Annotated in this window: 15 protein-coding genes; 13 read left to right on the forward strand and 2 right to left on the reverse strand. The window is 46.0% G+C overall.

Features of this window, described 5'->3' with window-relative positions; all coding sequences use genetic code 11:
* Position 1 precedes the first annotated feature (1 nt).
* The 6 genes from rnc to KO531_RS00330 all read left to right on the forward strand — a co-directional run bounded on the left by rnc (position 2) and on the right by KO531_RS00330 (position 4,359).
* Positions 2-682, forward strand: a complete 681-nt coding sequence (rnc, locus tag KO531_RS00305) for a ribonuclease III (RefSeq protein ID WP_012088603.1) — start codon at positions 2-4, stop codon at positions 680-682.
* Positions 679-1,695, forward strand: a complete 1,017-nt coding sequence (era, locus tag KO531_RS00310) for a GTPase Era (RefSeq protein WP_028760819.1) — start codon at positions 679-681, stop codon at positions 1,693-1,695. The genes rnc and era overlap by 4 nt, the downstream gene beginning before the upstream one ends.
* A gap of 28 nt (positions 1,696-1,723) precedes the next feature.
* On the forward strand, positions 1,724-2,434 hold the full coding sequence (gene recO, locus KO531_RS00315; RefSeq protein WP_219250088.1) for a DNA repair protein RecO: 711 nt from the start codon (positions 1,724-1,726) through the stop codon (positions 2,432-2,434).
* 70 nt (positions 2,435-2,504) lie between these two features.
* The gene (gene pdxJ / locus KO531_RS00320) at positions 2,505-3,242 is read left to right on the forward strand and encodes a pyridoxine 5'-phosphate synthase (RefSeq protein ID WP_006080782.1); all 738 of its coding nucleotides are present in this window, start codon (positions 2,505-2,507) and stop codon (positions 3,240-3,242) included.
* Positions 3,242-3,625 (forward strand): holo-ACP synthase, encoded by a 384-nt coding sequence (acpS, locus tag KO531_RS00325; protein WP_028760816.1) that lies wholly within the window; start codon positions 3,242-3,244, stop codon positions 3,623-3,625. The genes pdxJ and acpS overlap by 1 nt, the downstream gene beginning before the upstream one ends.
* Before the next feature lie 209 nt (positions 3,626-3,834).
* Positions 3,835-4,359 carry an Mpo1-like protein gene (locus KO531_RS00330; protein WP_173246121.1) on the forward strand — a complete coding sequence of 175 codons (525 nt, stop codon included), beginning with the start codon at positions 3,835-3,837 and terminating at the stop codon, positions 4,357-4,359.
* Between the two features lie 130 nt (positions 4,360-4,489).
* On the opposite strand, the gene KO531_RS00335 is transcribed toward KO531_RS00330, so the two are convergent.
* Positions 4,490-5,764, reverse strand: coding sequence for a CNNM domain-containing protein (locus KO531_RS00335; protein ID WP_173246117.1), 1,275 nt, complete (start codon positions 5,762-5,764; stop codon positions 4,490-4,492).
* 99 nt (positions 5,765-5,863) lie between these two features.
* A complete protein-coding gene (gene ccsA / locus KO531_RS00340) occupies positions 5,864-6,652 on the reverse strand; it encodes a cytochrome c biogenesis protein CcsA (RefSeq protein WP_028760813.1) in 789 nt (262 codons plus the stop codon).
* A 289-nt stretch (positions 6,653-6,941) separates the two neighbouring features.
* Here ccsA and ffh point away from each other — a divergent pair, with 289 nt between their 5' ends.
* The 7 genes from ffh to tyrA all read left to right on the forward strand — a co-directional run bounded on the left by ffh (position 6,942) and on the right by tyrA (position 13,004).
* Positions 6,942-8,315 (forward strand): signal recognition particle protein, encoded by a 1,374-nt coding sequence (ffh, locus tag KO531_RS00345; RefSeq protein ID WP_006080787.1) that lies wholly within the window; start codon positions 6,942-6,944, stop codon positions 8,313-8,315.
* A 217-nt stretch (positions 8,316-8,532) separates the two neighbouring features.
* Positions 8,533-8,784, forward strand: coding sequence for a 30S ribosomal protein S16 (gene rpsP, locus KO531_RS00350; protein ID WP_006080788.1), 252 nt, complete (start codon positions 8,533-8,535; stop codon positions 8,782-8,784).
* Positions 8,785-8,804: 20 nt separating this feature from the next.
* Positions 8,805-9,335 (forward strand): ribosome maturation factor RimM, encoded by a 531-nt coding sequence (gene rimM / locus KO531_RS00355; protein ID WP_006080789.1) that lies wholly within the window; start codon positions 8,805-8,807, stop codon positions 9,333-9,335.
* A 15-nt stretch (positions 9,336-9,350) separates the two neighbouring features.
* Complete coding sequence (gene trmD, locus KO531_RS00360; RefSeq protein WP_028760810.1) at positions 9,351-10,097, forward strand: tRNA (guanosine(37)-N1)-methyltransferase TrmD; 747 nt, start codon at positions 9,351-9,353, stop codon at positions 10,095-10,097.
* A gap of 34 nt (positions 10,098-10,131) precedes the next feature.
* On the forward strand, positions 10,132-10,485 hold the full coding sequence (gene rplS, locus KO531_RS00365) for a 50S ribosomal protein L19 (RefSeq protein ID WP_006080791.1): 354 nt from the start codon (positions 10,132-10,134) through the stop codon (positions 10,483-10,485).
* Positions 10,486-10,745: 260 nt separating this feature from the next.
* On the forward strand, positions 10,746-11,837 hold the full coding sequence (locus KO531_RS00370; RefSeq protein WP_173246114.1) for a 3-deoxy-7-phosphoheptulonate synthase: 1,092 nt from the start codon (positions 10,746-10,748) through the stop codon (positions 11,835-11,837).
* Positions 11,838-11,864: 27 nt separating this feature from the next.
* Positions 11,865-13,004 (forward strand): bifunctional chorismate mutase/prephenate dehydrogenase, encoded by a 1,140-nt coding sequence (gene tyrA / locus KO531_RS00375; RefSeq protein WP_219250089.1) that lies wholly within the window; start codon positions 11,865-11,867, stop codon positions 13,002-13,004.
* The last annotated feature ends 147 nt before the right edge of the window (positions 13,005-13,151 follow it).

Here is a 13,151-nt window from a genome sequence, read left to right on the forward strand (position 1 = left end):
CATGGAACCGATTAAAAATTTGCCACGTTTGTGTCGTACTTTAGGTTATGAGTTCAAGAATATTGAGCTTTTGACTCAAGCGCTGACCCACAGAAGTGCGGCAAATAAACACAATGAACGCTTAGAGTTTTTAGGTGATTCAATTTTATCTATTGTGATTTCTGATGCTTTGTATCATCAGTTTCCGAAGGCAACCGAAGGCGATTTAAGCCGGATGCGTGCCACTTTAGTTCGCGGTGATACCTTAACTATCATCGCCCAAGAGTTTAAGCTCGGCGATTATTTATATCTCGGTCCTGGCGAGTTGAAAAGTGGCGGATTTAGACGCGAGTCGATTCTTGCCGATGCGGTTGAAGCCATTATTGGCGCCGTTTACCTTGATTCCGATCTCGAAGTTTGCCGTGCATTACTGTTGAAATGGTATGCCGAGCGTTTGGCCGAAATCCAACCTGGGATCAGCCAGAAAGATGCTAAGACATTACTGCAAGAACATTTACAAGGGTTTAAAAAGCCGCTGCCTGATTACCAAGTAATCAACATAGAAGGCGATGCCCACGATCAGACATTTACCGTTGAATGTCGTATTGAAGACTTGAGCCAAAGCGTCATTGGTGTGGCGAGTTCACGCCGTAAAGCCGAGCAAATCGCGGCCGCTCAAGTATTGGAGTTACTAAAGAAATGACCAAAAAAACAGACTTGTCAGGTATCGATGCTGCAAAAGCGGCAACTGAGCCGAGTTTAGATGAATTACTGGCAAGGATGAATGCGGCCGCGCCAACTCCGTCGGCCCAATACGATGTCACTTATTGCGGCATGGTGGCGATCATTGGTCGCCCTAACGTCGGTAAATCAACGTTAATCAACCGTTTGCTTGGTCAGAAGGTGAGTATTACTTCTAAAAAGCCACAAACAACGCGTCACCGTATCATGGGTATTCATACCGATGGTCCGAAGCAAATCGTGTTCATCGATACACCAGGTTTACACATAGAAGAGCAGCGGGCGATTAACCGCCTGATGAACCGCGCAGCAGCCAGTTCGCTTGCCGATGTAGCTATGGTGATTTTTGTGGTCGATGGCATGACGTGGACCGCCGATGATGAGATGGTGTTGAGTAAATTACGCCGTGGCGGTGAAGAGCGTCAGACAATTCTGGCGATTAACAAAGTCGACAATATCAAAGACAAAGAATCGCTGTTCCCGTATTTGGAAGAAGTCGCCAAAAAATATCCTTTCGATGAAATTTTGCCGATTTCAGCCAGTAAAGGTACCAACGTTAAGCGCATTTTAGAGCTAGCGGCGGCGTCTATTCCTGAAGGACCTTTCTTCTTCCCTGAAGACTATGTTACCGATCGTTCGCAACGTTTTATGGCGTCGGAAATTGTGCGTGAAAAACTGATGCGCTTCTTAGGTGATGAATTACCCTATGATGCGACAGTTGAGATTGAACAGTTCAAGATGATGGAAAATGGTGTTTATCAAATCAATGCCTTGATCCTTGTTGAGCGTGAAGGTCAAAAACGTATGGTGATTGGTAGCAAGGGCGAACGTATTCGTACTATCGCAACTCAAGCTCGCTTAGACATGGAGACCTTGTTTGATAATAAAGTTTTCCTCGAAGTGTGGGTGAAAGTGAAATCCGGTTGGGCCGATGATGAACGCGCCTTGCGTAGCTTAGGTTACGGCGACGATTAAGCATTAATTTCAGCGAGCGCGCTTACCGATGAAACGTGGTTACGTTTTACATCATCGCCCATATCGAGAGTCCAGTGTCTTAGTTAACCTCTTAGTTGACGGCATTGGACGGGTTGATGTGGTTGCCCGAACCGGCAGCGGTAAGCGCTCTATCAAGAGTATTCTCCAGCCCTTTCAACCGCTGATCTTCGAATTTAGCGGTAAGTCTGAATTAAAAACCTTAACTCAAGTCGAAGCCGCTGCGCCTGCTGTGCCTCTTTCTGGTCAAAGCTTGTTTGCTGGCATGTATATCAATGAGTTATTGGTTCGCACTTTGTCTGTACAGCACAATGCCGAAGAGTTGTTCCTCATTTATCATCAAGCCTTAGTCGGCCTTGCCGCGAAGTTTTGCCAATCCCAACTGCGTTATATTGAGCTTGCCTTGCTGCGGGAATTAGGTTTTATGCCTTCTCTTAGCCGCGATACTCAAGGTGAACCCCTCGTGCCTGACTATTATTACCAGCTCGTGCCTGAGTTAGGTTTTCAATTTGTACTCAACTCCCGTGCTCGCAATGCCTATCAAGGGGCAATGTTGACGGCGCTTAACGATAACCAGCTCACCGACGCACATTTTTTGAGCGCTAAGTTGTTGATGCGCTCCCTGTTAACGCCATTACTCGGGACTAAACCTTTGTTGAGTCGACAATTGTTCGTCAGCACTGCCGTACCAACTAAGATTGATGGGAATAATTCGCCCTAGCTCCTGTTTTTTAGCGTGAGCCTAAGTACAATAGGCCGCAATATCAGCGTTAAACATTAAGGAGTTCCCGATGAGCCGTATCTTATTGGGCGTGAATATCGACCATATTGCTACTCTGCGCCAAGCCCGTGGCACCAGTTATCCTGATCCTGTGCATGCTGCTGCCGTTGCTGAACATGCTGGTGCCGATGGCATCACTATCCATTTGCGTGAAGACAGACGCCACATCATAGACCGCGATGTATATTTGTTGGCAAAAACCTTGAAAACCCGCATGAATTTCGAATGTGCGGTGACCGAAGAAATGCTTAACATCGCCTGTGAAATTAAACCGACCTATGTCTGTTTAGTGCCAGAAAAACGTCAAGAAGTCACCACTGAAGGCGGTTTAGATGTGGCGGGGCAGTTAGATAAAATCACTGCCGCAGTGACTCGTTTAGCCGCTGAGGGCATTCAAGTCTCCTTATTTATCGATGCCGATAAAACCCAAATTGATGCCGCCGTTGCATCAGGCGCACCGCTTATTGAAATTCATACAGGCTGTTATGCCGATGCTAAAACTGAAGCAGAAGAAGCCACTGAGTTAGCGCGTATTAGCGAAATGGCAAAATACGCCCATGGCAAAGGTTTAGTGGTTAACGCGGGTCATGGTTTGCATTATCACAACGTGAAACCCATCGCGGCGATTCCTGAGTTATATGAACTTAATATCGGCCATGCGATTGTCGCACGTGCCGCTATTGATGGTTTAGCGACAGCAGTGAAAGACATGAAAGTGTTAATGCTTGAAGGTCGTCGAGGCGAATAATGGCGATTGTCGGCCTAGGCACAGATATCGTCGAGATTGAGCGTATTCAGGTGCATGTGGCGCGCGCAGGTGACAAGCTCGCTAAACGAGTGCTGACCGAGTCTGAGTTGGCCATTTATACTGCCCATAGTCAGCCAAGTCGTTATCTTGCCAAGCGTTTTGCGGCAAAAGAGGCCGCAGCCAAAGCTCTCGGTACGGGTATTGGCCGCGGTGTGTCGTTTCAGCATATTCACATTGGCAACAATGAGGATGGTGCACCGACGATTCACTTTACCGAGGGGGCGCTGACGCGTTTACAGCAGCTTAAAGCGACGGTTGGGCATATCTCTATTGCCGATGAAAAATCCTATGCGATTGCGACGGTAATCATAGAGTCTCAATAAACCCGAGTTTGCGTCTGTTGGTGGTAAAAAAGGAACCTTAGGGTTCCTTTTTTCATTTCTGGATGGGTATCTAAATAAATGCAAAATCAGTGAATGCAACAATTTATTTACTTTTACTGTTCAGTTTAATTGTTTTACGTTAGTTTATGGCTTTCGCGTCGCTCAATTTGGCGCAGTTAAAAGCAGGGGCAAATGAAGAGGAACCCGACATGAAATCCGCCGCAGAGCAGTTATCGACCTACAAAAGTGTGCACTTAAATCAGCGTAATATTCAGACCCATTTTATTGGCATCCCACTGATTATTTGGTCTGCTTTCCTGTTGCTGGCCACAGTGCGTATTCCGCTGGGCAGTATGGGGGAGACAAGTTTAGCAATGATAGTCGGTATGCTCGTGTTGGCCTATTATGTCCGTTTACACTTAAGGCTTTCAATGGGGCTCATATTATTCATGGTACCTGTGCTGCTCACTACTGAGTGGGCGGCGCATATCGCCGGTGCCACTTGGCTTGCCCTAGGAGTATTTGTGGTGGGCTGGGTGTTCCAGCTAATCGGCCATCAATATGAAAAAGCCAAGCCTGCCTTTGTGGATGACTTAAATCAGCTATTAATTGGGCCATTTTTCTTAATGGCGGAAGTGTATTTTATGTTGGGCTTAGAAAAGGCGCTGAATGCCCAGATAACGCCAATGGCGCTTGAGAAGCGTCGTATACTTGAGGCGAAAAAATCTGCATAGCTTGGCTAGATAGTGAATTAGAGTAGATAGATTTATAGCTCGGGGGAGCATCATCGCTTGGAGGAAATCGTCGGCCGGACCACATCTTAACTTGTGTGGTTCGGCCAATTTTTATGCTCAAAATTGAGGATTAAACTCTGGGGGGATGATAATACAGCGGGATAATTCTCACTGTATTAATCATATTCTCTGACACATCAATTATCTCTAATGGATAACCTGCTAAACGTAAACTGGTATTCGCAGAAGGAATTTCCTCCAGATACTCCAGAATCAGACCATTGAGGGTTTTAGGGCCATCGGTGGGAAAGTTCCACTTCATTTCTTTATTCAAATCGCGGATCGTAATGCCCGCATCGACTAAGTAGCTGCCATCTTGCTGGACCTTAATGTCTTCACTCGGGGTGGTCAACATAGAAGTGGTAAAGTCGCCGACAATCTCTTCGAGAATATCTTCGAGTGTTACTAGACCTTGAATATCACCATATTCATCAACGACTAAGCCGATGCGCTCTTTATTTTGTTGGAAGTTAGCTAGTTGCACATTGAGTGGCGTACCTTCTGGCACAAAGTAGAGTTCTTTCACTGCGCGTAGCAAAGATGACTTGCTAAATTGCTCTTTAGATTGGAGGCGCAGGGCATCGCGTAAATGAATAAAGCCCACTGCATCGTCTATGGTGTCGCGATACACTAACACTCGGGTATGTGGACTTTGGATCACCTGACGATTGATAACCTTAAATTCGTCATTGACGTTAATTCCGTAGATATCTGAGCGTGGCACCATAATATCTTCAACGGTGACTTTCTCTAAATCCAAGATAGATAACAGCATTTCTTGGTGGCGTCGGGGGATGAGTGCCCCTGCCTCATGTACCACTGTGCGCAACTCTTCTTGGCTTAGTGCATCGCTACTATTAACGGTTTTTATCCCCATCAAACGTAAGATACCTGTGGTTATCAAATTAACGCTTGAGACAACATAGGCAAAGGTAGAGGAAAATATAAGTAGCAGTATGCTAGAGGGAAAAGCAATACGCTCAGGATTTAATGCTGCGATGGTTTTTGGCGTGACTTCAGCAAAAACGAGCACGACTAATGTAAGCACGCCAGTTGCAACAGCGACCCCTAAGTCACCCCAAAGACGCATACCAATGATAGTCGCAATAGCAGATGCGGAAATATTGACTAAGTTATTGCCAATTAAGATCAATCCAATCAAACGGTCAGGACGCTCAAGTAACTTCAAGGCTCTAATCGCCCCTTTATGGCCATTGTTGGCTAAGTGGCGTAAACGGTAACGGTTGAGAGTCATCATTGCGGTTTCTGAGCCTGAAAAATAGGCAGAGAATAGGATAAGCACTAGTAAAACGATCAGGAGTGCGCTTGTCGATATAGCGTCCAAAAAAGGCTCCAATGTGGCCAGTAAACTTAAGTAAATACCGACATTTAAAAAAAGTGTCAAGTCGGCCGCAGCAATAACTGCCCCAGCCGACTTAAATGTTTAGTTGAGGATTAATTCTTTGACAATGCGCGCGCCAAAATATGCGAGCGAAAGTAAGGATGCGCCAGTCAGAGTATAAATGACTGCGGTACGAATTTTACAACCGACCCAATACTGTTGCCACAGCATAGTAATGTATACAAACCAAGCCATTATCGACAGAATTGCCTTATGACCTTTACCATCGGCGAACATATCTTCAAGGAAGATAAAACCAGTCGCGAGCGACAAACTGAGCAAGATAACGCCGATAATCACTAGGTGATACAGTTGTTTTTCAACTGTCATCAGCGGCGGAATGCCAGGGCTCAGCATAAATTGTTTTTTCTTCAGTTTATTTTGGATCATCGCCAGTTGTATCGCATACAGGGCGGCAATCATCAGGGCGCTGTAGGCCATGAGTGACAATACGACGTGGGCTAATACTTCAGGATAAAGCTCAAAATGCGTGATGAATTTAGGCGGCAATAACCAGAGTAGGGCAACCGAAAGCACTGAGCAGGCGTAAACCACGGGCACGACGACGATGACTTTCAGCCTGAACATCAATATCGTAAAAGTAAAAGCGATAATCCAGTTCACTAAGGAAATCACATTCGTCAGGCTAAAGTTTTGGCCATCTGTGGTGAAAATCACTTGTGATAATGCTGCAGCATGCAAAATAACCGCAATAGCGGCAAAGCCTGCGACAGCACGGCGATTCGGACCGTCTGGGTGAAACAATCTACTCGTCACTAGTACCAATGCAATGCAATAAAAAAACATGGCTGAGGCAGAAAAGATGACCATGGGTAATTAACCTATTTGTGTAGTTAAAGGTGCCTTAAAAACGGGGCATACAGATCAATATTTTCCCTAGAATAACATGAGCTGTCGGCAAATGGGCAGTGACATGAGTTGCAAAATTTAGCAGATTCTTATTGTTAGGGTTAAATAGTGTGTCGACGACAATAAAACATGACTCAGCGCAAGTAAAACACTTAACCACAATCAAGATGGGTGCAGCAGTAGCATAATGCGTATGCATCGTTATAATACAGCCCATCAATCGAGATTCTTAAAGGTATAGAACAGGACGATGTTTGAGAACCTAACCGACAGACTGTCACGCACACTGAAAAATATCAGTGGCCGTGGTCGCTTAACTGAAGAAAACGTTAAGGAAACCCTGCGCGAAGTGCGTATGGCACTGCTGGAGGCCGATGTTGCCCTGCCTGTGGTGCGCGAATTCGTTAATAATGTAAAAGAACGTGCCGTTGGCCAAGAAGTCTCTAAAAGCTTAAGTCCAGGCCAAGCCTTTATTAAGATAGTTCAAAGTGAACTTGAAAAATCCATGGGCGAGGCGAATGAAGCCCTAGATTTAGCCACTCAGCCGCCAGCTGTGATTATGATGGCGGGTCTGCAAGGTGCGGGTAAAACCACCAGTGTGGCAAAACTGGGTAAATTTTTACGCGAACGCCATAAAAAATCGGTATTAGTCGTCAGTGCTGACGTTTATCGCCCTGCGGCGATCAAACAGCTTGAGACGTTAGCGCAAGAAGTGGCGGTGGAGTTTTTCCCATCGGACGTTAGCCAAAAGCCAATCGACATTGCGAAAGCGGCGATTGCCCACGCTAAATTAAAGTTTATCGATGTGGTGATTCTCGATACCGCGGGTCGTCTGCATGTCGACGAAGCCATGATGGACGAGATCAAAGGCTTACACGCAGCGGTCAAGCCTATCGAAACCTTGTTCGTGGTCGATGCAATGACAGGTCAAGATGCGGCAAACACCGCTAAGGCGTTTAACGAAGCTTTACCACTGACAGGGGTGATCTTAACCAAAGTCGATGGTGATGCGCGCGGTGGTGCGGCGTTATCGATTCGCCACATTACGGGCAAGCCGATCAAATTCCTCGGTGTCGGTGAAAAGACAGACGCGCTAGAACCGTTTCATCCCGATCGTATCGCCTCACGCATTTTGGGCATGGGCGATGTGTTATCGCTTATCGAAGAAGTTGAGCGTGGCGTCGATAAAGAAAAGGCCATGAAGCTGGCTTCGAAAGTGAAGCAAGGTGGCAGTTTCGATTTAGAAGATTTCCGTGAGCAGTTACAGCAAATGAAAAACATGGGCGGCATGATGAACATGCTGGAAAAACTGCCCGGTGTCGGTCAATTGCCCCCAGAAGCCTTAGCGCAAATCCAAGACGGCAAGATGACAGGTCAAATGGAAGCCATCATTAATTCGATGACTTCCAAGGAGCGTAAGAACCCTGATTTAATCAAGGGCTCACGCAAACGTCGCATCGCTGCCGGTTCTGGCACGCAAATTCAAGATGTAAACCGTTTATTGAAACAGTTTACTCAAATGCAAAAGATGATGAAAAAAATGTCTGCTAAGGGCGGCATGCAAAAAATGATGCGCGGAATGCGTGGCATGATGCCGCCAGGAATGAAATTTCCGGGACGTTAATCGGGCATTTTTAGTTAAACTTAGCACTTTATCAGTCGGTTGACTCTGGCAACAATGAACCGCTTACTGAGGGCGCAGGCGTAATAATCGCCATCTTTGGTTGCATTCGTTGGAAAGTCAGGTAAAATCTTCCGGCTTTCTATCTGGGACTCTTCGCGAACACGGGGTTCCAGTTTTTATTTTTGCTTCAAGCAAATCATTAGAGGATTGAAAACGCATGGTTACCATTCGTTTAGCTCGTGGCGGCGCAAAAAAGCGTCCATTTTACAACATCGTTGTTGCTGATAGCCGTAACGCTCGTGACGGTCGTTTCATCGAGCGTGTTGGTTTCTTCAACCCATTGGCCCGTGGCCAAGAAGAAACTTTACGTTTAGACCTAGCTCGCGTTGAGCACTGGGTTTCTAACGGTGCAGCTGCTACAGAACGTGTAGCAAAACTGATCAAAGACGCTCGTAAAGCAACAGCTTAATAGCGTTAAGGTATAGATTGATGAGCAGTAACCAACAGCCAGTCGTACTGGGGAAATTAGGCTCCTGTCATGGCATTAAAGGTTGGCTGAAAATCACCGCCTATACCGATTCTGTTGAAGGTATCTTTGACTATTCACCTTGGCTTATTAAAGAAAATGGTGAATGGCGCGAAATAAAGGTCACCCAGTGGCGTTATCAAGGCAAGGCCGTTGTTGCCTTACTTGATGGCGTAGAAACACGGGAGCAAGCGCAAATGCTCACAAATTGTGAGATTGCGATTTTGCCGGAACAGATGAACGATTTGCCAGCAGATGAATTCTACTGGCGTGATCTCATCGGTTGCGAAGTGGTCAATACAACAGGCTATAACATGGGGATTGTCGATCAGATCGTGGAAACAGGATCGAACGACGTATTACTCGTTAAAGCCAACGCTAAAGATAGTTTCGGCAAAGTGGAACGTATGATCCCCTTTGTCCCTGAGCAGTTCATCAAAACGGTGGATCTGCAAGGTAAACAGATTTTAGTGGATTGGGATCCTGACTTCTAAGTCGAGGTACAACAGATGTGGTTAGGGGTAATAACCCTGTTCCCAGAGATGTTCCGTGCCGTGACAGACTTTGGAGTTACGGGTCGAGCCGTGAAAAACGGCCTGCTCGAGTTGCACACGTGGAATCCCCGTGATTTCACCCATGATAGACATAATACGGTAGATGACAGGCCTTACGGCGGTGGTCCCGGAATGTTGATGATGGTGCAACCCTTGCGCGATGCCATCCATGCAGCGAAAGCCGCAGCGGGTGAAGGTGCGAAGGTGATTTATTTGTCACCTCAAGGACGTAAGCTGGATCAGCAAGGCGTCACTGAGTTGGCTCAATCATCACGTTTGATTTTGGTCTGTGGTCGATACGAAGGTATTGATGAACGCATCATTCAAACGGAAGTGGATGAAGAGTGGTCGATAGGGGATTACGTGCTTTCGGGCGGCGAATTACCGGCGATGACTCTGATAGATTCAGTATCGAGATTGGTTCCTGGCGTGCTAGGAAAACAAGCTTCGGCGGAGCAAGATTCTTTCTCCGACGGTTTACTGGATTGTCCACATTACACTCGCCCTGAAAGCTTGGATGGTCTTGACGTACCGGCAGTGCTGCTAAGTGGCAACCACGAACAAATTAGACTCTGGCGTTTACAGCAAAGCCTTGGTAGGACTTTACTTAGACGGCCAGAATTATTGCAAAATCTAGCTCTGACTGACGAACAAACGACTCTATTAGCGCAGTTCGTTGAAGCAATGAACAAGCATGCTTAGTCGTAGCTCAGTTAATTCTAGAACGGAGTAAGTTATGAACAACATCATTAAAATGCTCAACGATGAGCAAATGAAACAAGACGTACCTGCGTTTGGTGCTGGTGATACAGTAGTCGTTCAGGTTCGTGTTAAAGAAGGCGATAAAGAGCGTTTACAGGCTTTTGAAGGCGTTGTAATTGCTAAGCGTAACCGTGGTCTGCACTCTGCATTCACAGTACGTAAAATCTCTAATGGCGAAGGTGTTGAGCGTGCTTTCCAAACGCACAGCCCACTGATCGCTAGCATTGAAGTTAAGCGTCGTGGTCGCGTTCGTCGCGCCAAACTGTACTATCTGCGTGATCGTTCAGGTAAATCTGCACGTATCCGTGAGAAGCTGGCAACTAAGTAATAGTTACCGCTACAGAAAACAAGACGTAGTGTTCGCACAGAAAACCGCCCTAGTGGCGGTTTTTTGTTGCTGTTTTTTGAGTATTTATACTTGATCTAAAGAGAATGAACAGGCATAGTGGTCGCCTAATTGTAATGGTGTAGCATTACAAAAGTACATTGCGATAGATTTACGCTATTTTATATCCGAAATGAATGCCCAAGCTGACTTGAAGTCCTGCTTCGACAACTGGGTTAAACACTAAGTCTTAGGTGGTAAGCATGCAACAAGATACGATTAACAACGTACACATCAGTTCAGAGAAAGTCTTAATCACGCCGCAAGAGCTTAAAAATGCCTTGCCACTCTCTGAGCATGCTTATCGCTATATCCTCAATGCTCGCAAAACCGTGGCTGATATTGTTCATAAGCGCGACAATCGAGTATTGATTGTCACTGGTCCTTGCTCCATCCATGATATCGCCGCTGCTAAGGAATACGCTTTAAGGCTTAAAACCCTGCACGATGAACTCAGTGATGAGTTTTATATCTTAATGCGAGTGTACTTTGAAAAGCCGCGTACCACGGTAGGTTGGAAGGGCATGATCAACGATCCCGATATGGATGAATCCTTCGATGTCGAAAAAGGCCTGAAAATGGCCCGTGAGCTAATGATTTGGTTGGCCGAGTTAGGACTGCCTGTTGCAACCGAAGCACTCGATCCTATCAGTCCTCAGTACATTTCTGAGCTTGTCACTTGGTCTGCCATTGGTGCTCGCACCACTGAATCGCAGACTCATAGGGAAATGGCATCGGGTCTTTCTATGCCGGTGGGCTTTAAAAATGGCACCGATGGTAAGCTCGATGTAGCGATTAATGCGCTAAAATCGGCGGCCAGTAGCCACAGATTTATGGGCATAAACCAACAGGGCCAAGTCGCATTATTGCAAACTGCAGGTAATCCCGATGGTCATGTGATTTTACGTGGAGGTGCAACGCCCAACTATGATGCGGCGAGTGTGGCAGAGTGTGAGGCGCAGCTTCATAAAGCCAAACTCAATGCACGTTTGATTATCGATTGCAGCCACGGCAATTCATCCAAAGACTACAGCCGCCAAAAGCCTGTGTGTGAAGATGTGTTCGAGCAGATTTATAACGGCAATAAGTCGATTATTGGCGTCATGCTAGAAAGTCATTTAAATGAAGGCAATCAAAGTTGTGATAGGCCATTAAGCGAGCTAGCTTACGGTGTTTCTGTAACAGATTCTTGTATTAATTGGGAAAAAACAGAAACCATTTTACGGGAAGGCGCAGCGAAGTTATCTTCAATACTTCCAACGCGTTTCAATATGCTTAAAGTAGCTAACGCTTAAATTAGTTACAGCTTAATGGACTCAGGTATGAATGAAAAAACAACGGCCGAATTAGAACACCTTCGCGGCCTGATTGATGGTGTTGATCAGCAATTACTACACTTACTGCGTAAGCGCTTGGATCTCGTGGCGCAAGTAGGCACGGTGAAACACGGCGCCGGTTTACCTATTTATGCGCCTCAGCGTGAAGCAGCCATGCTGGCTAAACGCCGTGAAGAAGCAAAAACTATGGGGATCGAGCCGCAGTTGATCGAAGATATTTTGCGTCGCTTGATGCGTGAGTCTTACCTCAATGAAAAAGATGTTGGTTTTAAGCAAGTTAAAAAAGATCTTGGCTCAGTGGTGATTATCGGCGGTAAAGGGCAACTCGGTGGACTATTTTCACAAATGCTGACTTTATCCGGCTACCAAGTGAATTTGCTCGATAAAGACGATTGGCAGCAAGCGGATAACCTATTTTCCGATGCGGGCATGGTGTTAGTGACTGTGCCGATTGCGATTACTTGCGAGCTTATTCGTGAAAAGCTGACCCAATTACCAGCCGACTGCATTCTGGCGGATTTGACCTCCATCAAGACTGAGCCAGTTAAAGCCATGCTTGAGGCGCATTCTGGTCCCGTCGTTGGTTTTCATCCTATGTTTGGTCCTGATGTGGGCAGTCTGGCGAAGCAAGTCGTGGTGGTGTGTCATGGTCGCTCGCCGGAAAAATACCAGTGGTTGCTTGAGCAGATCGCCATTTGGGGAGCGCGGATTGTCGAAGCAGAACCAGAGCGTCACGACAATGCGATGCAGCTAGTGCAGGCAATGCGTCACTTCTCGACCTTTGTGTATGGTTTGAATCTGTGTAAGGAAGAGGCCGATATTGATACTTTACTGCAATTTAGCTCGCCGATTTACCGATTAGAATTAGCTATGGTAGGGCGCTTATTCGCCCAAAGCCCAGAGCTTTACGCCGATATTATTTTTGCACAGCAAGATAGCCAGCATGCTATTGGTGATTATTTAGATAACTACCGTGAAGCGTTAGAACTGCTAAAACGGGGTGACAGGAACGAGTTTATTAAGCAGTTCCAAAGTGTCGCCAAATGGTTTGGGGATTTTGCCCCTCAATTCCAGCGCGAGAGTCGTATTATGCTGCAATCGGTAAATGATATGAAAACCAATTAATAAATAAACAGTTACTCTTTAAAACGCCCATCATAGATGGGCGTTTTTTTATGGATTTTTAACAGGTCACATTGTATTAATTAGCAATTGCTTAAGGTGATCTTTCTCTAACATTTAGCATCTCACTTTAGAAATGACTGTCGCTTA

This window comes from Shewanella sp. NKUCC06_TVS (assembly GCF_019345515.1).
GTDB lineage: Bacteria > Pseudomonadota > Gammaproteobacteria > Enterobacterales > Shewanellaceae > Shewanella > Shewanella oncorhynchi.